The sequence below is a fragment of the Alteromonas oceanisediminis genome (assembly GCF_018474025.1).
In the GTDB taxonomy this organism is placed as follows: domain Bacteria; phylum Pseudomonadota; class Gammaproteobacteria; order Enterobacterales; family Alteromonadaceae; genus Alteromonas_E; species Alteromonas_E oceanisediminis.
In genome coordinates this window covers 145,776-165,869 of sequence record NZ_JAHCTA010000005.1, presented here as the reverse complement: position 1 = coordinate 165,869, position 20,094 = coordinate 145,776, and the positions used below count along the sequence as shown (strand labels likewise).

The 20,094-nt window shown below is 49.5% G+C and carries 17 protein-coding genes; 9 read left to right on the top strand and 8 right to left on the bottom strand.

The genetic code is table 11. The features are described from left to right. Positions 1-14: 14 nt before the first annotated feature. The 5 genes from trmH to gmk all read right to left on the bottom strand — a co-directional run bounded on the left by trmH (position 15) and on the right by gmk (position 4,397). Complete coding sequence (trmH, locus tag KIU71_RS10310; RefSeq protein WP_214131395.1) at positions 15-722, bottom strand: tRNA (guanosine(18)-2'-O)-methyltransferase TrmH; 708 nt, start codon at positions 720-722, stop codon at positions 15-17. 10 nt (positions 723-732) lie between these two features. Continuing rightward, on the bottom strand, positions 733-1,119 hold the full coding sequence (locus tag KIU71_RS10305) for a RidA family protein (RefSeq protein ID WP_214131195.1): 387 nt from the start codon (positions 1,117-1,119) through the stop codon (positions 733-735). A 53-nt stretch (positions 1,120-1,172) separates the two neighbouring features. Continuing rightward, positions 1,173-3,293 carry a bifunctional GTP diphosphokinase/guanosine-3',5'-bis pyrophosphate 3'-pyrophosphohydrolase gene (spoT, locus tag KIU71_RS10300; protein ID WP_214131194.1) on the bottom strand — a complete coding sequence of 707 codons (2,121 nt, stop codon included), beginning with the start codon at positions 3,291-3,293 and terminating at the stop codon, positions 1,173-1,175. Between the two features lie 114 nt (positions 3,294-3,407). Next, on the bottom strand, positions 3,408-3,677 hold the full coding sequence (rpoZ, locus tag KIU71_RS10295) for a DNA-directed RNA polymerase subunit omega (RefSeq protein WP_214131193.1): 270 nt from the start codon (positions 3,675-3,677) through the stop codon (positions 3,408-3,410). 75 nt (positions 3,678-3,752) lie between these two features. Continuing rightward, positions 3,753-4,397, bottom strand: a complete 645-nt coding sequence (gene gmk / locus KIU71_RS10290) for a guanylate kinase (RefSeq protein ID WP_214131192.1) — start codon at positions 4,395-4,397, stop codon at positions 3,753-3,755. A gap of 103 nt (positions 4,398-4,500) precedes the next feature. Here gmk and cyaY point away from each other — a divergent pair, with 103 nt between their 5' ends. From cyaY to KIU71_RS10255, 7 genes are all read left to right on the top strand, one after another. Next, complete coding sequence (gene cyaY, locus KIU71_RS10285; RefSeq protein ID WP_214131191.1) at positions 4,501-4,830, top strand: iron donor protein CyaY; 330 nt, start codon at positions 4,501-4,503, stop codon at positions 4,828-4,830. Positions 4,831-4,846: 16 nt separating this feature from the next. Further along, a complete protein-coding gene (locus KIU71_RS10280; RefSeq protein WP_214131190.1) occupies positions 4,847-5,524 on the top strand; it encodes an alpha/beta hydrolase in 678 nt (225 codons plus the stop codon). A 115-nt stretch (positions 5,525-5,639) separates the two neighbouring features. Further along, positions 5,640-6,107, top strand: a complete 468-nt coding sequence (locus KIU71_RS10275; protein ID WP_214131189.1) for a YHS domain-containing (seleno)protein — start codon at positions 5,640-5,642, stop codon at positions 6,105-6,107. Between the two features lie 106 nt (positions 6,108-6,213). Next, the gene (gene hemC, locus KIU71_RS10270; protein ID WP_214131394.1) at positions 6,214-7,134 is read left to right on the top strand and encodes a hydroxymethylbilane synthase; all 921 of its coding nucleotides are present in this window, start codon (positions 6,214-6,216) and stop codon (positions 7,132-7,134) included. Positions 7,135-7,147: 13 nt separating this feature from the next. Beyond that, positions 7,148-7,891, top strand: a complete 744-nt coding sequence (locus KIU71_RS10265) for a uroporphyrinogen-III synthase (protein ID WP_250207434.1) — start codon at positions 7,148-7,150, stop codon at positions 7,889-7,891. Between the two features lie 3 nt (positions 7,892-7,894). After that, a complete protein-coding gene (locus tag KIU71_RS10260) occupies positions 7,895-9,040 on the top strand; it encodes a uroporphyrinogen-III C-methyltransferase (RefSeq protein ID WP_214131187.1) in 1,146 nt (381 codons plus the stop codon). Continuing rightward, the gene (locus KIU71_RS10255; RefSeq protein ID WP_214131186.1) at positions 9,037-10,200 is read left to right on the top strand and encodes a heme biosynthesis HemY N-terminal domain-containing protein; all 1,164 of its coding nucleotides are present in this window, start codon (positions 9,037-9,039) and stop codon (positions 10,198-10,200) included. The genes KIU71_RS10260 and KIU71_RS10255 overlap by 4 nt, the downstream gene beginning before the upstream one ends. Before the next feature lie 101 nt (positions 10,201-10,301). Here KIU71_RS10255 and KIU71_RS10250 read toward each other — a convergent pair whose 3' ends face one another. Then, on the bottom strand, positions 10,302-12,938 hold the full coding sequence (locus KIU71_RS10250) for a TonB-dependent receptor (protein WP_214131185.1): 2,637 nt from the start codon (positions 12,936-12,938) through the stop codon (positions 10,302-10,304). Positions 12,939-13,117: 179 nt separating this feature from the next. Between KIU71_RS10250 and KIU71_RS10245 the strand changes: the two genes are divergently transcribed. Next, complete coding sequence (locus tag KIU71_RS10245) at positions 13,118-14,599, top strand: tryptophan halogenase family protein (protein ID WP_214131184.1); 1,482 nt, start codon at positions 13,118-13,120, stop codon at positions 14,597-14,599. A 12-nt stretch (positions 14,600-14,611) separates the two neighbouring features. Here KIU71_RS10245 and KIU71_RS10240 read toward each other — a convergent pair whose 3' ends face one another. Then, a complete protein-coding gene (locus KIU71_RS10240) occupies positions 14,612-16,162 on the bottom strand; it encodes a tryptophan halogenase family protein (RefSeq protein WP_214131183.1) in 1,551 nt (516 codons plus the stop codon). A 4-nt stretch (positions 16,163-16,166) separates the two neighbouring features. Continuing rightward, on the bottom strand, positions 16,167-17,201 hold the full coding sequence (locus tag KIU71_RS10235) for a LacI family DNA-binding transcriptional regulator (RefSeq protein WP_214131182.1): 1,035 nt from the start codon (positions 17,199-17,201) through the stop codon (positions 16,167-16,169). Between the two features lie 320 nt (positions 17,202-17,521). On the opposite strand from KIU71_RS10235, the gene KIU71_RS10230 reads away from it, so the two are divergent. Beyond that, positions 17,522-20,092 carry a family 20 glycosylhydrolase gene (locus KIU71_RS10230; protein ID WP_214131181.1) on the top strand — a complete coding sequence of 857 codons (2,571 nt, stop codon included), beginning with the start codon at positions 17,522-17,524 and terminating at the stop codon, positions 20,090-20,092. The last annotated feature ends 2 nt before the right edge of the window (positions 20,093-20,094 follow it).

Here is a 20,094-nt window from a genome sequence, read left to right as displayed (position 1 = left end):
ATCGCGTTACGCGATCACAGATGAGTTGTTTTAGCGAATTCTTTAACCGACATTTGCATCTGTTGCCACCATTGCTCATCCGCAACGATACGGCCCTCGTCATCCACTCTTGGATAACCCATTTTCTTACGCGCGCACACCTTGTGCAAACGCGGAAAGCCGCCCTCGAACAGTACGCGCTGACACTCAGTTTCAGACAGCCGAGGCGTGTCATACAAACCCGCAATCGTGCGTTGGCGCTGTGCTTCATAAAGCACAAGCGCCCCCGCGACAGAAACGTTTAAGGATTGAACCATGCCCACCATTGGGATCACGATATCAGTGTCGGCCAGAGCGATCGCCTCTTCGGTTGCACCACTTTTTTCCTGACCCAAAATAATCGCTGTCGGCTTGGTGTAATCCACGTCGCGAAAATCAACAGCTGAGTCACTTAAATTAGTCACAAGAATTTGCATTCCTGTACCTTTAAGATAGTTTACCGCGTCACCGATAGACGCGTGCGGGCGCTGCTTGACCCATACCTGGCTGCCCATGGAGGTGCCTTTGCGGGTTGCGTTTTTAGCACTCCAAACACCGTGAATTTCATGGATACCCACGGCGTCGCAACTACGCACAACGGCAGCCACATTATGTGGCTTATGCACCTCTTCTAGGCATACCGTCAAATCTGGCTGGCGTGTTTTGAGTAATTCTCGAATACGCGCATTGCGCTCCGCTGACATTTGCATGGTGTTACTCCGGTAACTCCATGACACCATCGATTTCAATCTGCGAACCTTTTGGCAGCGCCGCGACGCCAATCGCGGCCCGCGCTGGGTAAGGTTGAGAGAAGTATTGGCTCATAATGTCGTTAACCGTTGCAAAGTTGCTTAAATCGGTCAGATAGATATTCACCTTAACCAAATCCTGCATACTGCCACCCGCGGCTTTGCACACGGCCTGAAGGTTTTTGAACACCTGTTCGGCTTGCCCGGCAAATTCATCAGACACCATTTCCATCGTGTCTGGAACCAAGGGGATCTGACCTGACAAATACACCGTGTTACCGGCTTTAACCGCCTGACTGTAAGTACCAATCGCTTTAGGAGCACGATCTGTTTGAATTATCGCTTTTGACATGGATTTTCCTTTAAATTCATTGATTAAATGGGGGTGGCGCAGCGGCCACTCGATCATTGCGTGTCGCGCTTTTTCAGTTTGCTGTGGCGCGATACCCGTTGAACTTCAGGCATCGTCCTAATTTTTCGCATGATTTGCGCAAGGTGGACGCGGTTCTTCGTTGTCAGTTGCAAATCAATATAGTAAATGTTGCTTTCTTTTTCATCGGTTTGCAGACCAATAATCGTTGAATCGCAGCTGGCAATCGTATTGGTTAATGTTGCTAATGTGCCTTGATGATTAAATAACTCAATACGTAGCGAGGCTTTAAATTCACCCTTGGCATCCACTTCCCATTGCATGGGCAGTACTCGCTGAGGTTCCTCACGGCTGAGTTTGCGAATATTTGTACACCCGGTCTGGTGGATAACCATACCGCGCCCTGGCGACAAAATGGCCACGACTTCATCATCTGGGATAGGGTAACAACACTGCGAATAGTGCACCAATAACCCTTCGGAGCCGCGGATCGGCACATTGCCCTTCTTCTCAGGCAAGTCAGCGCCCTCGCCTAATAAGCGGCGTGCAACAATGGCACTAAGCTCATTGCCTAAACCGATGTCGGTGAGCAAATCGTCAAACGTTTCATGCTTGGTTTCTGCAACGACCCGTTGAATATCATCAGCGGCGATCTCATCCAGCTTCACACTGCCGAGCGCGTGGCGCAGGAGCCGATTGCCCATATTTACCGCTTCTTGCGATTGCTGGCGACGTAAATATTGGCGAATGCGCGTTCGTGCGCGAGCGCTTACCACGAAGTTAAGCCAATTCGCGTTGGGTTTGGCACGTGGCGACGTAATAATCTCTACCGTTTGACCGTTTTCCAGCGGTTTACTCAACGAGTAATTCCGACGTTCAACACGCACCCCTACACAGGTGTTACCGATATCCGAATGCACGGCATACGCAAAATCCACCGCGGTCGATCCCATGGGTAATTCAATGATCCGTCCATCGGGCGTAAACACATAGATTTCATCAGGAAATAGGTCTGTCTTGACACTTTCAATAAATTCAAACGATGAACTCGCGCTTTGTTGCAGTTCAAGCAGCGATTGCATCCATTTACGTGCGCGTAGTTGGGCCGTGGTATCAGATTCGCCAGCCTCTTTATACAGCCAATGTGCGGCTACGCCTTTATCCGCCATCTGATCCATTTCCTGAGTGCGGATTTGGATTTCAACCGGGATACCGTGAGGGCCGATCAGGGAGGTATGCAGGGACTGATAACCGTTAGTGCGCGGAATGGCAATATAGTCTTTAAAACGATTTTCAATAGGCTTATATAGCGAGTGCATTGCACCGAGCGAGCGATAACAATTGTCGACGGTATCGACGACTATGCGGAAAGCATAAATGTCCATCACCTCGTTAAACATCAGCTCCTTGTTCTTCATTTTTCGGTAAATGCTATAAAGGTGTTTTTCTCTCCCGATCACAGACGCATTAATGCTGTATTCTTCGAGTCGCGTGTTGAGTTCCTGGCGGGTATTTTCAATCACCGCCTTGCGATTTCCGCGAGCCTGCACAACGGCCGATTTGAGTGCGCGATGGCGCATTGGATACATTGCCTGAAAGCCGAGGTCTTCAAGCTCGTTTTTAATATCGTGGATCCCCAATCGATGCGCAATAGGCGCATAGATTTCGAGCGTTTCGAGCGCTATTCGCCGGCGTTTATCCGGGCGCAGTGACCCTAGTGTACGCATGTTATGAGTACGGTCGGCCAATTTGATCAGGATGACACGGATATCTTGCACCATAGCCATCATCATCTTTCGAAAATTTTCAGCCTGCGCTTCCTGTTTGCTATTAAACTGAATCTTGTCGAGCTTGCTAACGCCTTCAACTAACCCGGCAACCACCTCGCCAAATTGCTCACTGAGCTGCTGCTTATCAACCGATGTATCTTCAATAACGTCGTGCATTAGCGCCGCCATGATGGTTTCGTGATCCATATGCATATCGGCAAGGATCCCAGCGACGGCGACGGGGTGAGTGATGTATGGGTCTCCACTGGAACGCATTTGTCCTTCGTGTGCATCGCGCGCGACCACAAAAGAATCGCGCACTAACGCCACTCGCGCTTCTGGCAAGTAAAGCTTTAGTTTAGTTTGTAGGCCTTCGAACAAATACACAGTGTTAGTAGCGACTCTGAGGAGGTTATATGCTTAGAATACGGTGAACGACGCAAATTACCAAATGAAAACGCCAGCATATTCGCTGGCGTTTATCAGTGCTTGAAACGATGCTTATTCGCCGAGGATATTCGCCACTGACTGAAACTCAACTTCGTCTTGATGCTGCTGATCGCGCATCTCTTCTGCTTCAATCGTCTTGGCTGTGACCAAACCTTGCTCGATTTCGCGCAATGCGGTCACGGTTGGCTTGTCATTGCCCATATCGACGAGTGGCGTTTTGCCTTCTGTCGCGAGCTGGCGTGCACGGCGTGCAGCAACTAGTACTAAATCAAAACGATTGCCAATTTGATCTACGGCATCTTCAACTGTAACGCGAGCCATGTCGTTCTCCGTTTTTGCGATTGTTGAAAAAAAGGTCGCGTAGTATAGCCTAAGCTTTATACAGACGGTAGCGTTTTATTCCAGCAGATCGGAAATCAGATCGCTATGTCGCAATCGTTGATTACTGACTTTTTCACGTTGTGCGAAAACAATGTTTTCTAGCCCAACGAGTGCCGTTTCAAAATCATCATTGATCAGCATGTAATCAAATTCGTTAAAATGACTCATCTCATCTTTCGCTTTTTGCATTCGCGCTTGGATCACTTCGTCACTATCTTGGCCGCGTGAGTCCAACCGGTCACGCAACACACTGATGCTAGGCGGAAGAATGAATATTCCCACAGCGTCTGGCATCAGCGCTTTGACCTGCCGAGCGCCTTGCCAATCGATATCTAAAAATACATCAACGCCTCGCGATAACGTATCTTCAATGGCTAAACGTGACGTACCATAGTAGTTATCAAACACTTCAGCCCACTCGAAGAATGCACCTTCTTGTATAAGTTGTTCAAAAGCTTCACGATCGACGAAGTGATAGTGTTCACCATCGACTTCACCCGGACGCGGTTTTCGCGTGGTGTGAGACACCGATACGCGCATGCTTTTTGAGGCAAGGGGGTCGCTGCCACAATGTTTTTCCAGCAACGCCTTGATTAAACTTGATTTGCCAGCGCCAGACGGCGCCGACAAGATAAATAGGTTACCCAGCAATTGAACCATAGCAAGTATCGCCAACTATTTGATAATGGGGCAATCAGCCCTAGTGATATTAACTGCGGCAATGTTAGCATAGACCCAGAAAAAACGTGAGATGACAACCAACATGAACGATACCGAGTACGACAACCGAGTCGATGCAATATTTTTGCAGATTGAAGAAGCGTTAGATGCACTGGATGAAACGGAACTTGATATTGACTACGAAAGCGCTGAAGGGATCTTAACGCTGATTTTCACTAACGGCAGTAAAATCATCATGAACAAACAACCTCCTCTCCACCAAATCTGGGTGGCGACCAAGTACAACGGTCACCACTTCAATCTTGAAGGCGAGCAATGGATTGACGAACGCAGTGGTGCAGAGTTTTGGCAGTTTATTGATGAAGCCACCAGCAAACAGGCAGAAACGCCCGTTAAACTCTCGCAAGCTTAACTGAGTAAAATCGATTATGACTGAAGAAAGACTTCCCTTTGTCGATGTGCCAGCACAAGGTACGCATCGAGCGACCGTGATTTGGCTGCATGGGTTAGGTGACTCAGGAAATGGCTTTGCGCCGATAGTTCCTGAACTGAAATTACCTGCGAATGCGGGTGTGCGTTTTATTTTTCCGCATGCACCGGTCAGGCCAGTCACCATTAATAACGGCATGCCGATGCGGGCGTGGTATGACATTAAAAGTCTGGACTTTGACTCTCGTGCGGATATTACCGGTGTTGAAGCCTCTGCGGCACAGGTTGAGCAGCTTATCGACGACGAAATCAATGCAGGCATCAGTGCCGAAAACATCATTATCGCTGGGTTTTCACAAGGGGGTGTCATTGCACTACACTTAGCGACGCGTTCAAAGACCACTTTCGCAGGTGTTTTGGCGTTGTCCACTTACATGGCCGAGCCCGAGAAACTGGCCGACAAACACACGCAAGCCAATATCAACACCCCGATGCTGCTCTGCCACGGCCAGCAAGACGAGGTAGTGCCATTATTCTTAGGCCATGCGGCGTTCAAGTCGCTGACTTCGCTTGGCTTTAAAACCGATTGGAAAGAGTATTCAATGCAACACAATGTGTGTGCTCAGGAAATACAAGATATCTCGCAATGGCTGCGTAACACGTTAACACTGAATTAATTTGTAAGCGCGATTTAGCGCTTCGGGGCAGGCTATGACGACCTGTGGTGAAATTTTTTTAACAGTCGACCGGTTTAATCCCATGTTGATGATTGAATTTAATTAAGGAACCACCATGAAACGCTTCGCCCTGATTTCCCGCGTTATCGCACTCTTTGCATTATTAGTAAGCTCGGCCACGGTGCTGGCCGATGACCCGATCGAAACCGGTACATTTAACAACAAAGCTATTTATGGCTACGATACCGTGGCTTACTTCACACAAGATAAAGCGGTAGAAGGGTCCGACGAGTTTATGACGTCGTGGCGAGGTGCAGACTGGTATTTCTCTTCGCAAGAGCATATGGATTTATTTGTTGGCAATCCGACTCAATACGCACCGCAGTACGGCGGTTACTGCGCTTATGCGATGTCAGATGGTCGCTTAGTCGGCGTCGATGAAGAAGCGTTTACCATCCTCGATGGTAAGCTTTACCTCAATTACAGCAAGAGTGTCATGAAGGAATGGCGTACAAATACCGCACAGTTTATTCAGGAAGCCGACCAACACTACCCCAAGCTGGTTGATTTACCTGCCGAGTAAATGGGTTTTACTCAGAGCACTTAAACGCTCCACGCTGGCTGCTTGAAAGTCTTTTTTCAGTTAAACTAGTGTCACATTGATTGACTGACGTTGGACTGCTGTGACTATTGATAAAACCATTCGGATAGCGACTCGCAAGAGTGCCTTGGCGCTGTGGCAAGCGGAGTTTGTAAAAGCTCAGTTGGAGCAACATCACCCTCATATTCAGGTGGTTTTGGTGCCCATGTCGACTCAGGGCGACAAGATACTCGATACACCTTTGGCTAAAATCGGTGGAAAAGGGTTATTTATCAAAGAGCTTGAAATCGCCATGATGGAAGGCAAAGCTGATATTGCGGTGCATTCGATGAAAGATGTCCCGGTGGCGTTTCCTGACGGATTCAGCCTGCATGCTATTTGTGCGCGCGAAAACCCATTTGATGCCTTTGTCTCAAATGATTACGCTCACCTCGATGACTTGCCGCATGGAGCCATCGTCGGAACGTCAAGTCTGCGCCGGCAGTGCCAGCTTCGCCACTATCGCCCGGATATTCAAATAAAGGATTTACGCGGTAACGTGAATACGCGGCTTCAAAAGCTGGATGATGGTGAATACGACGCCATCATTCTGGCCGCCGCAGGTCTTATCCGTCTGAATATGCACCCTCGAATTCGCTATACACTGCCTGCTGAACAATCCCTTCCTGCCGTAGGTCAAGGCGCAGTGGGTATTGAATGCCGCGATGATGCTGATGAACTGATCGCGCTGCTAAAGCCTCTCCAAGATCAACAAACCTATTATCGAGTTAGCGCGGAACGCGCTATGAATGCCCGTTTGCAGGGCGGCTGCCAAGTACCGATCGGCAGCTTCGCTGAGCTAACGAACGAACAACTGTGGCTTCGCGGACTCGTCGGTAGTGTGGATGGCAAGACGCTATTGTATGCGGAAGCGACCGGCAATGTGAATGATGCTCAGGCTCTTGGCGAACAGGTTGCTGATGCGTTGATTGCACAGGGCGCTGATGCGATCCTCGCCAAGCTGCAATAACATTCCTTAACGCATGTACTTGTTAGTTCGCCCCCAGTCAGGTGTCAAAGCCAGCGCAGATTTTTTTACGCGCTCTGGCATTTCAGTGGCGCCTTACGCCGTGCAGGATATAGTTCTTGAGCCTGAGGCGATTACCCAATTACACAGTCTCATTCGCCAACGGCGGCAGGCGTTTGATCACGCCATCGTTACCAGCCAGTATGCGGTTGACGGGTTAGCCCGAGCAATGCGTAATGAAAGCGAACCGGTGACATTAGCGAATTCAATCATTGCTGTGGGTGTAACCACACAACAGAAATTGCAAGCGTTACCGCAACTCAGTCAAACACCGATCCTACGCCCTCTGGCGGCGTCGGCTGAAGGTATTCTGGCAATGTCGGAGCTTGAGTCCATGCACGCATGCTCAGTGCTGTTGATTAAAGGTCAGGGCGGGCGGGAAATACTGTCAGATACTCTCAGGAAGCGCGGCGCAATAGTCCACGAAGCCGCGGTCTACTCGCGTAGCGAATGTCATCCGCAGCCGCGATTATCACCCCACATCAAATCTGCATTATCTGGCGTCATTGTGACTAATGGAGAGGCCATTTCGTTGCTGCTCGCCGTGCCAGAGAACAATGAGCTTAAACAGCTACCGTGGGTCGTAGTGAGTCAGCGAAATGCCGAGATTGCCAAAGGTTATGGTATTGAAGAGGTTTACATAAGCGCTGGCGCAACTGACGCGGCATTGCTAAAGTGTTTACAGCAAATTACGGAGTAATGCATGTCACGTCCTGACGATCTACCATCAAATAATCTTATCGAGGTGCAAAATGAGCCGGTGAAACCTGCAAAGACGGGTGGTTTGTGGGCGCTAACGTTATTTAACCTGATTGTGCTGGCTGCACTGATAGGTGCGGGCTGTTGGTTTTATTTCGCACATTTTCAGGCGGAGCGTGTAGCGACACAAAACTTGGTTGACGCCATTCCCCAGCAACAGGCGGCAGTCTCGTCTTTACAGCAAACGCAACAACAACTGCGCGACAAACTTGCCGCAGTGGCGAACAGTGAACGCGTTGCTACCGAAGCGAAGCAGGTTGCAGAAGCAGCGCGCGCCAATGCTGAAACCGACGTTGCTAATTTACGGGGCGAGCTGTCTGAACTGCGCCAACTTTTTACTGAGCTCGAAGGTCGTCGTCCCGCCGATTGGCTATTGGCTGAAGCAGACTACCTAGTGCGATTGGCGGGCCGCAAACTATGGCTTGAAGAAGATGAGCGCAGTGCACTGATGTTACTCGCCGCAGCTGATGCACGCATCGCTGATTTGAACGATGCCTCACTGTTACCTATTCGAAAGTTGCTGGCGCAAGACATTCAGCGCCTGCAACAGCTCAATCCAGTCTCTACTACCTCTGTGGCGCTGTCGATTTCAGGCATGATGCCTCAGGTGGATAACCTACCGATTGCAACGTTGAAATTGCCTGAGCCAACCGATAACGCGGAGGTTCAAGCACCCTCAGAATCACTCTCCGATTGGCGCGAAAATTTGACGCGAGTGTGGCGTTCGCTGATGGATGATTTTATCAGCATCCGTCATCGCGAAACCGCGGTAGAACCGCTGATGTCCGAACAGGCACAATGGCTGGTTAGAGAGCAGCTGCGCTTTGCGTTATCCCAAGCGAGTGCCGCCGCCCTTTCAGGTGAATCAACGCTGTATCAACAATCATTGCAACGCGCCCTTCAGATTGTGATTGATAATTTTGAACTGGCTAATATCTCAGTTGAGCAATTCTCAGCAGCGCTGCAAAATCTTCAGCAAACCGATATCAGCAAAACATATCCTGACAAATTGATGTCGCAGCAGCCGCTTACCGACAAGCTCGATGACAGAATAAATCGCCTATTCAGCAACAAAGAGAATAGCGTATGAGTCGTTTGGTCATGGTAATACTCCTGCTTATTGCGATTGTCGTGGCAATGATTGTCGGCCCTTCTCTGGTCGGTGAAAAAGGTTACGTATTGATCGCGATGGGCAATACCACTATCGAAACCAGCGTGATAGCAGCATTGTTTATGGTGCTTGCTGCGATTGTTGTGTTTTTAGTACTGGAATGGCTGGTTAAACGACTTTACCGAGTCCTTGGTGGCTCAAAAACCTGGCTGGGCAGCCTCAGTTCACGTCGCGTTAATCGTGCTTATTTTAAAGGGATCACCGCTTATTTCGAAGGCGACCTGGTGCGCGCTGATAAGTGGCTAAGCCGCACGCACGACGGCGATTTTGATGGGGTTAACTTATTGGCCGCAGGTCAAGTAGCGGCAGAGCAAGGTCAAACAGAGCGAGCGCATAAATTATGGCAACGCGCTGCGGACGATTCCCGCGCCGATTACGCCGCAAAAGTGTGTATCGTAAAACAGTTTGTGAAGGATGAGCAGCCTCATCAGGCTCTCGATGTCATTGAAAGTCTTTCCGAAAAAGAACAACAGCGCCGTTCAATTGTTAATTTGTGGATATTGGCATTAGCGCAAGCCGGCCGCTGGCAAGATATACAGCAGAAGCTGCCAAAATGGCGCGGTCCACTAGGTGAAGACTATCACCTCTGGGCGCGGCAGGCTGCACAAGGTGAGTTTGCTGAGATTGCGAGTAAATCAGGGGCCAATCAATTGATGCAACATTGGCATCAACTCCCCCGATCAGTGCGGCGCGACCCGGCCAAGCAAGCGGCCTACGTGCAACAATTGCTGGATCAGGGCATGCATCAAGACGCACAAAAGCATCTCGTGGAGTGGCAAAGTAGTGGGCAAGTACCGCAGTTACTGCCGCTATTTAAGCAGTTGCGTTTACCCAACCCCAGTCCATCGGTTAAGTTAATTGAGCATTGGCTTAAAAGCGATGAAAACAATGTTGAGTTATTAACCACGCTGGGGCACATCGCATGTAATTGCGGCAACGACATTCTGGCAGAGAAAGCGTTGCAAAAAGCGGTTAAGCTGGAGCCGTCGCAGGAACGTTTGCGTTTGCTGGCAAACATCAGCGAACGTAAGCAAGATAATGTAAAGGCGCTCGCGCTTTACAAACAGAGCGTCGAGTAAAAAAAAGGATGGCCAATGGCCATCCTAAAAAAGTCCTTGCGGTTGATTGTTACCTGATTCCCTTCATCAACGTTAAGGCCAGCGGACACACATAAAGTGGCTTAGTAACGGATATTCACACCGGCGAACCAGCGCGCTCCATTCTCAGCCAGTTGTCGCCACGTGCCATCAAAAGCGTCTTGTGAATGGCGCGCGGTCCACAACTCATTGGTCACGTTTAACCCTTGAAGGTTAATGTCGATGTGATCGTTCACGTGATACGTGAAGGCAACGTCGACAGACGTGAAATCGTCGATAAAGTTCGCTGAACCACGATTGAAACCTTCGAAGTACTTACCGCGATGATTGACCATCACGCGCGCTTCGAACATGTCATTTTCCCAGTAGGGAGTGACGTTCCACATGGTTTCAGAGTTACCCGGGAGGAAACCTTCCTCGCCGTCGATTTGTTCAACCTTGGCGTCGGTGTAGGTATAGTTGGCGACAATACCAAATCCATAGCCGAATTCAGTTTGGAAACTAAACTCAATACCACTGAGGTCTGCAGAGCCGCCGTTACGCGGGCGGGTAATCTCAAAGGGTTGGTCGAAGCCCGGTACGTTTTCCTGGCTTGATGTCACAAAAATATAGGAGTCAATGTCTTTAAAGAAGTACGTAGCCGACAACAAAGACGCGCTATCGAAGTACCATTCTAGGCCCGCATCCAACTGATTGGCTTTCCAGGGTTCAAGGTTCGGGTTACCGCCCGATCCTGTTCTGAACTCCTCGATAATCGATAAACCACCTGCCAGTTGACCATAATCAGGGCGTGCAATGACCTTCGACAATGCACCACGGAAAATCAAATCTTCATTGATGTTATAGGCTAAGTTGAAGCTAGGTAACACCTCAGCATAATCACCATTTTCTGTACCGATGGTAGTGAAAGCACCGTTTTCCTGTAGCCAACCGGTCGAATCAAGTTGTGTATCGACATAACGCAGGCCGAGATTACCTCGGAAGTTTTCACCCGAGAATTCAGCCATCACGTAGGCAGCCAGTATGTCCTCTTCAATCAGGTAAAATGCACCACGGTCTTGACGTGAAGCCGCTTTAACATCGTTCGGAATACTGCTGCCACCAAACGCCAAAATGTCGCCCATGTTGAAGATCGGCAATGTGGTCAACGAATTGGGGCCTGCCTGCTCAGAAAATAAACCTGACTCCACGGTGGTGGGTAAATCCGCATAGGTTTCGACATTGAGCGTGTCGAATAACTGTGCCCATTCATCTGCAAACTGATACTGATCAAGTGATTTCTCATGCGACTTATACTTTCCACCCACGTGGATCGCGTGCACATCCACCCAACCCATTGAAATATCAGTATTAAAAATCGCATCAAGTTGAGCAAAGGTTTCGTCAGTTTCTTCGACGCGTAAACGCGCTCCGTTAGCAACGGCTGGGTAAGACGCCGGATCGGCGGGGTCGAAGTTGGTGAATGACTGTTGCAGACGTCCACCGGTGAGATCGAGTGTTTGTGTTGCATCAGGCGATACTTGCCCTGTTTCAATATGCTCTGCCCCCACTTTGCCGGACAGGCCCCAAATATAGATGTCGTTATCTGCCGAGGTTTTTCCTAATCGCGCTTTAACGGTATAGGTATCCTGCTCATACACCATACCAAGATCAATAATGTCATTGGTTGGCTTAGACTGACGGAAAAACGTATCAGGACCAAAGAAGTACTCAGCATCCGCTACGTTAATGTCATGTTTTAACGCTAAACCGCCGCTGGTTTGTTCAGTAACATTGCGGATGCCATCAATGCGACCCGGAATGGTGAGGTAGTTTGAGTTAAGGTTATTCGCTTCCATTTCGAAGCGCAGATAAGACAGCGTAAACTCTAATTCGTCCATTGGCTGATATTGCATGGTCACGTTGTACGCTTCACGCTCACGCTCTTGTTGGAACAACGCAGAGCCAGCACCCCAGGTCGCCGAAGTCGCGTCCGAGCTACCATCTAACACGGTAGTGGGCGCAGACAGGTAATTCTCCATGTTCTCGCGGTTTGTGGTGCGCTTCTGGCTACTCACATTGACCAGAATACCGAAGGTTTCGTCCTCTGTTTTCCAGCTGTATAAGCCTGACAGTTGTGGGTCGAACTCTTCGGCTAATTCACTGTACTGCACTTCCGCTGTAGCGAAGAAGGCGTTTGCATCCAGATCCAGCGGCTTGCGCGTTTCAATATCGATGCTACCGCCAATCGAACCTTCATCAATGTTAGCTTGTGGCGACTTAAAGACACTTAACGAAGACACTAACTCAGCGGCTAACAAATCAACAGGAAAACCACGGCTTGGCGCATTGCCCTCAAACCATTGGGCAGCGGCTAGCGTCTGGCCATTTAGGGTAGTTAAGCTTAATGAAGGAGACAGACCACGAATGCTGACGCTCTCACCTTCGCCGAAACGGCTATTCAACGCGATACCGGGAAGGCGGCGCAATGCCTCACCGATGTTCTTGTCAGGGAACTTACCTAGATCTTCTGCACTGATTACGTCGACAACGTTATCAGAAAATCGTTTTTCGTTGAGGTTTTCCCGCTGTGATGCAGCAAACCCTCGTACTTCAATTTTTTCAATGTTTTGCTCATCGCTCGGCGTCTCTTGAGCAAGGGCAGCGGGCATAGACAGTGCGCTCAGCACTGCTATGGTGAGTGCAGAATATTTTGCTTTAGATAAGTTATTGTTGTTCATAAGTAGTCCCAGAAGTCTAAGTCAAGTAAAATGACATCGCTGTCATTTTGATCAATACTAATTGCTGACACCGTTGTCATCAAGGTTTTTTTACAAAATATTTACAGCGACAGGATTAAATCCTTACAATTGCCTGCAATAACGCGGGTTTACACCACTTTTTAAATAAAGGTATGACTATGAAGGAGCAACCCTCACCCGTTTCACTGGTGATAGTGGGCGGTGGAACAGCCGGTTGGATGAGTGCACTGATGCTTCAAGCTCGCCTAGCACAGCGTTGCTCCATTACGTTGATTGAGTCTGACACCATCGGCACAATTGGTGTTGGCGAGGGCACCACACCGTTTATTCGACAATTTTTTCACGCGATTAATGTCAATGAAGCCGATTGGATGCCACATTGCGATGCTACGTATAAGTGCGGTATCCGCTTTCCTGATTGGTCAACAGTGCAAGGCTACCAAAGTTACTACCACCCATTTTATTCAGCGCTGGACTTACCCCACGGCGATCAATTCTTCACTCAGGCCAATCAGCGCCGACGCGGTATCAACGTCAACGCACAGCCCGAGCATTTCTTTCTCGCGCCCTATCTTTCCGCGTTAGGAAAAGCCCCGATTGCGCCACCCGCGTTGAACACCACATTAGATTACGCCTATCACTTTGATGCCGGCAAACTCGGCGATTACTTACGCACATTAGGTATTAAGCGCGGTATCACACATTTGGTCGGTACGGTAAACAGTGTGGAAACCAGTGACCATGTGGAGATTAGTGCCGTTCTCAGCCCTGAGCACGGTCGTTTGCATGCGGACTTCTTCGTGGATTGTAGTGGCTTTCGCGGGCTGCTGATTGAACAAACGCTACAGGATCCGTTCGTCAGTTTTGCCGACAACTTACTGAATAACGCCGCGGTCGCAATTCAAACGCCTAATGACGTGAGTCGGCGAACTGAAACTCGCTCAGAAGCGTTAGCACACGGCTGGATGTGGCAGATCCCACTAACGTCCCGGCAGGGCAATGGCTACGTATATAGTCAAGATTTTTGCATGCCACAGCAGGCCGAGACGACACTACGAGAACGGCTTTCGCTAAGCGACAATACTTCCTGCCGACATCTTAACATGCGTGTCGGCAGGCGCACTGAGCACCTCAAACGAAATTGCATGGCGATTGGTTTGTCGCAAGGATTCATTGAGCCATTGGAGGCAACTGCGTTAATGCTCGTGCAGTTCTCAATCGACTTGCTTGCCAGCGGGCTTGAGCAGCACGGCGCTGATTTAAGACACCAGTCAATGACAAAAAAACAAATCAACCAGCAGATTAACCGACTATTTGATGGTGTGCGTGATTATATTGTGGCGCACTATAAAACCAACTCGCGCACAGATACAGATTACTGGCGCGTGAACCGTGAAGATACTCCGGTATCAAATCGACTTGAGGCAATATTAACCGCTTGGCGCTCCAAACAACCGATCGAGCCCATATTAGCAGAGCATTCGGCTGAGCTGGCCTATTTACGCCCGAGTTGGTATTGCCTACTGGCTGGTACAGGCTACGCCAGCGAACCGTTATTGCAGGGTGAAGGTAACGACGGCACAGCCGCAGCGCAAGCACACTATCATGCGCTAGCACAACAATTCCCCGACGCTCGATAAGTCAATCGTCCGTTATACAGATTGCGGGAAATGACTGCGAGATAATCGTTCGAGTAGCTGCCTGTGGGAGACCAACCGCTGACTCAAATTATGTTTACGTTGAGCTATCGCAGCAAAGGCTTCGTCAGCGATTGAACTTTGCAAGCCATAGTGTTTAGCCTGTGTTGTTAACGCATGTCGAGACTGCATGCCATACAGAATAAATTCATAACTCTCGCGAGTAAAAGGCTCGAATGCGTGGCTGAATTCATACTGGCTGGGTGGTGTTGTTTTCCAACGCATAAGCTTTTCAGCCAATCCTTTCGGCCAGGTTGCAGGGTCTTTGTTGGCCCGCCAGAACGGTGAGTCATTCCGTTCCGATAGCACATAGTGGAGCTTAATGAATTCAACGACTTTGTCCCATCGATAGGCAAATGACTGATTGAATTGCGCTGCGGTGTAATCCACTTCCTCTCGCGAGGCCGGAAACATGTCGGCCAACATATAACAGGACGCTTCGATCAAAAAAATCGCGCTGGCTTCCAGTGGCTCCATAAAGGCGGCGGACAGCCCTATGCCCAGGCAATTTTTGGCAAATACACGTTCTCTCCTGCCGCTGCGGATCGGTAACACCCGAGCGTCAAGCCCATCAGCGGATTTTCCTAAGTAGCTGCGCAATGTATCTTGTGCTTCGTCATCCGTACAATGAGCCGAGCTGTACACGTAGCCGGTCCCTCTGCGGTGTGTGAGTCCGATGTCCCAAATCCAGCCACTGTCTTGTGCCGTCGACTGCGTGTAAGGCTTGATAGGATCTTCCGGGGTTTCATAGGGAACCTGAATGGCAACCGCACGGTCTGTGAGTAAAATGTTGTCATAGTCAATGAAAGGCACGTTCAACGCGCCGCCTAGCAGTCGTGAGGCAAAACCCGTGCAATCGATAAACAAATCACCCTTAACCAAGCCCGCCTTGTCGGTTTGCAGAACGGCGATATCACCGTGATCGCTCAACGTTACCTCAACCACATTCGCTTTGAAGTGCGTAACACCGAGCTCATCCACTGCGACATCTCGCAGCAATTGCGCAAATTTTCCGGCGTCTACATGGTAAGCGTAGTGAAGTAGTCCTTCATATTCTGACGTCGTGATCATTTTCGGCGCTAAGTTCAGCTCACAGGCTTGCTGCTGCAGAGAGACTGCATCGGCATAGGAACTGGCATTTTGTGATTGCGATTGAGCTAACCAATGCGGCACCGGGTTGAGAGGCCAATTAAGGGAGGGGGCATCGAATAAGTGATAGTAAAACTCGTTATTTCCTCCCCAGTTGACAAACTTAGAAGCTTGTTTAAAGGTGGCGCAGCACTCGCGCATAAAACACGTTTCTGAAATGCCTATTTGCGACAACGTTTTGCGCATTGTTGGCCACGTACCCTCGCCTACACCGACGGTGTGTATGTCCGGTGACTCAATCAGGGTGATTGCAACCGGCTGCTGCCGCTTTTGCGGCAACATTTTTGCCATGTAAGCAGCGGCTAGCCAACCGGCCGTGCCACCACCAACAATCACCAGCGATTGGATAGGTTGCATACATTTACTCCGGCAAGAATGTTGACTCGCGTACAACTAATTCAGGATGGAAATGCACGTGAGAAACGGGCTCTGAACGCTGCTTACCTGAGCGTTCTTTTTGAATTTCACTGATCAGAAGCTCTGCCGCTTGGCGCGCAATTTGATCAGTAGGCTGTGCGGCAGTGGTAAGCTTAGGCCAAGTTTGCCGCGAGAAGGGGCTGTTTTCAAACCCCGCGATGGCCAGTTGACTCGGCACGTCGATACCATTTAATCGCGCCGCAAACAGCGCACCCGAGGCAATCTCATCGTTACACGCGAAAATAGCGGTTGGTGGGTGCTCACTTTCAAAAAGCTTATTCAGTCCTTTTACGCCACTTTCGAAAGAGTAAGTCCCATCAATCTCCAACTTGGTGTCGTAAGCGATACCGCTTTCGGCCAATGCCTCACGAAAACCTTGTTTTCGTTCTTCGGTTGAGCGGTGCCCCTTGTCTCCAGAGATAAAGCCGATGCGCTTGTGCCCTAACGACACCATGTGCGCCACAATATTACGCGCCGCGTCTCTATCATGAACAAAGACACAAGGGCGATGATTTCGCTTCGTTGCACTGCCAGAAACGATTCTCACATAAGGAATACTCACTGCATCTAATGCATCCATGACCGGTGCCATTTCAGATAGTGGTGGAGAAAGCACTAACCCTGCCAACTGAGAGCGTTGACTCATGCGCATCAGCTCTTCGGTGACTGACAGGCTTTGGGCATTACAGGGGTGAATGATGAGTTCATAGCCTTTTTCCTGACAGGCTTTGAGTATGCCATTTTGCATATTAATGATGTAGTAAGCATTCGGGTTATCGTACACATAACCAATCGCATAGCTTTTTGTGCCCGCCAGATTGCGAGCAGCTGTATTCGGCTGATACTGCAACTGCGCAATGGCCTGATTGACCTTTTCGATAGTCTCTAATTTGACGGAAGGTTCGTTATTAATAACGCGCGATACCGTTTTGAAAGAAACGCCAGCAAGCTTTGCGACGTCTTTAATTGTTGTCTTCAAACGGATTTCCTTGGCTGAATAACGCTGGACATAATGAGTAGTGAAAACCTAATAGTAAAGAACCAAGAGCCAGATGCTAACAAGCTAAGTGCTTATCTAATCAGACTAAAAACGAATTGTTAATAAAAGTTTGCATGAAGTACACCGGTGTTGTAAAGTTATTTTGATGACAGCGTTGTCAATATTTGCAGAGTTATGGGTTTACATTCGTTCGCACGAACCTGAAACTCACGTTAAGCATGGCCCCTTAAAAGAGGCGCCCGCTACACATTAGATGACAGCGCTATCAAAATTTATTCGTTTTCGAAGGATGCCAGGCTATGCGTAACGTTATGCTCGCGATTTGTATCGCGCTCTTTTCTACAGGATCAGTCGCTGATCATCTCAGTCAGGAAAAATTGGCTTCTTTGGCTGAGACCCTTGAGGTCAGTTATCAAGTTCAGAGCAACTTTGAAACCTCAGACTGCGCACGCTATTCACTCGGCGAGTGTTTCAGTGCTGAGTTGACGATCACCTTCGAGCAACCTATATCCACACATTGGCAATTAATTTTCAGCCATCTGTCACCCATCGCCGGCGTTGATGCAGAGCATTTTACGGTGGAACACGTTAATGGCGACTTACACCGGCTGCGCATCAATCAAGATATGATTGCGGGTCAAACCATTACAGGTACCCTGTATATCCCCTTTTGGCATGCTTCGCGAAGCGATGTCGTGCCCAATATGTATGTCACTGCCAAAGGCCTTGAAGCCGTTTTGGTGAGTAGCACCGCAGCAGTGGTTGACCCATCAACGGGAGTCAATTATGCATCTCATGCAGGTCATTGGAACAGCGCTGATCAATTCAAACGGGGGCCGAATGATGTATTACCCATTGCCAATGCTGAATGGCTCTATACGCATTATCAACGCATAGTGCAGCCTGACCAAGCCGACATTGCTCATCCTGATAGCCCCCGAATCATCCCGCAGCCGCTGAGCAGCGTATTCACCGGCCAGCGAGTTACGCTTCCAAACGGTATCACACTGGAGGATGAAGTCTCTGCCCGTGGTTTAGGCGCTGCCAAAGCGTTTATGAAACAAGCCCAACTCACCCTGTCTGATAACGGTTTGCGACTTCAATTTCAATCAACATCACTGCCGTCGGGTCACTACCGTTTAAGTATTGAGCAGGACCGTATTGTGATACACAGTGGGGATAATGTGGGTAGCGATTATGCGCTGTTAAGCTTGGTGCAATTATACGATTCTGAAACGGCAACACTCCCCATCGGACAAATTGAAGATGGCCCTGCCTACGAGTATCGTGGAATGCACCTCGATATCGCGCGAAACTTTCCGGGCAAACAAGCCATATTCGATGTGGTCAATGAGATGTACCGCGGCAAACTCAACAAGCTTCACCTGCATTTTGCTGATGATGAAGGATGGCGAGTGGCGATTCCTGAACTACCTGAACTCACTGAAATCGGTGGTTTCCGCTGTGCTGATGAAAGCCAGTGCCTACAACCGCAGTTGGGTGCGGGCCCATCAAGAGACACCAGTGTAAACGGTTTTCTCTCTCAGCAAGATTACATTGAGCTGTTGCAGTATGCCGCATCTCGACATGTCGAGGTGATCCCCTCCTTCGACATGCCCGGGCACTCGCGTGCTGCTATCATGAGCATGCAGGCACGTTATGACGCGCATCAACACAATGCTGAAACTGATTACGTTGACCTGCGCCTGACTGATTCTGCGGACACCACAGAATATAGCTCAATTCAGTATTACAACGACAACACCATGAACCCGTGTATTGAGCGGAGTTATGCCTTTGTTGATACCGTACTCGACTCATTAATCGACACTCATCATCGCGCTGGCGTGACGCTGAAAACATTCCATATGGGCGCAGATGAGACCGCTGGCGCCTGGGTTGAATCACCCGCCTGCCGCAAGGCGTTTGAACGGGAACTTAGTCAAAAAGATGTTCACGACATCCTTGGTTTGTTTGTTCGCCGGGTGTACTTGATGACGCAGGATAAAGGTTTGACGCTTGCCGGCTGGAGTGACGGTATGAGCACCGTTCCGGCGGAACAGCGTAGTGACAATATGCTGGTCACCTTTTGGCAAACACTCGCCTCTGGAGGTGATCAAACTGCACAGGACTGGGTCGAGTCACCGGCAAAAATAGTGTATGCGTTCCCTGACGTACTTTACTTCGATTTTCCGTATGCAAACCATCCGCTGGAGCCTGGTTACTATTGGGCGTCGAAAAACACCGACACGTTTAAAGTCTTCCAATTTACACCAGAGGCTTTGTCAGTGCATCGCTGGTTATGGAAAAACCGCATGGGTCATCCCTTCGAAACGCCGGAGAACCCGTCAGCGGTAAGCACGGGAAAGCAGGCAACAACAGCGCCTCATGGCATACAAGGCCAGTTGTGGAGTGAGGTTGTGCGCACGCCTGAGTCGCTGGGTTATATGGTTTATCCTCGCCTTTATGCATTGGCTGAGCGCGCGTGGCACAAACCCGCCTGGACCGACGCTGCACAGCAAATCACTGCCGAAACCGCCGCAGATAAGCTCAGTGCTGTCACATCCGCTCAGCGAAGCGCATGGCGAAACTTCGCCGCCCAAGTTGTTCGTTACCATTTACCGCAACTTGAACAACTGGGAATTAATTTTCGCTTACCGCCGCCGGGCGTATTCAAAACACCCGAAGGTGTTCAAGTGAATTCGCTATACCCAGATTTGATTATCGAATATCAACGCGCAAAATCGACGTGGCAACCAGTCAAAGCCACCACTACATTAGAAACCGGCGATAAGTTTCGAACTCGCTTACCGGACTCCACACGCGTCAGTGCCGTCTCGTGCTTGTCTTCCGCACATGGACGCTGCTAAAT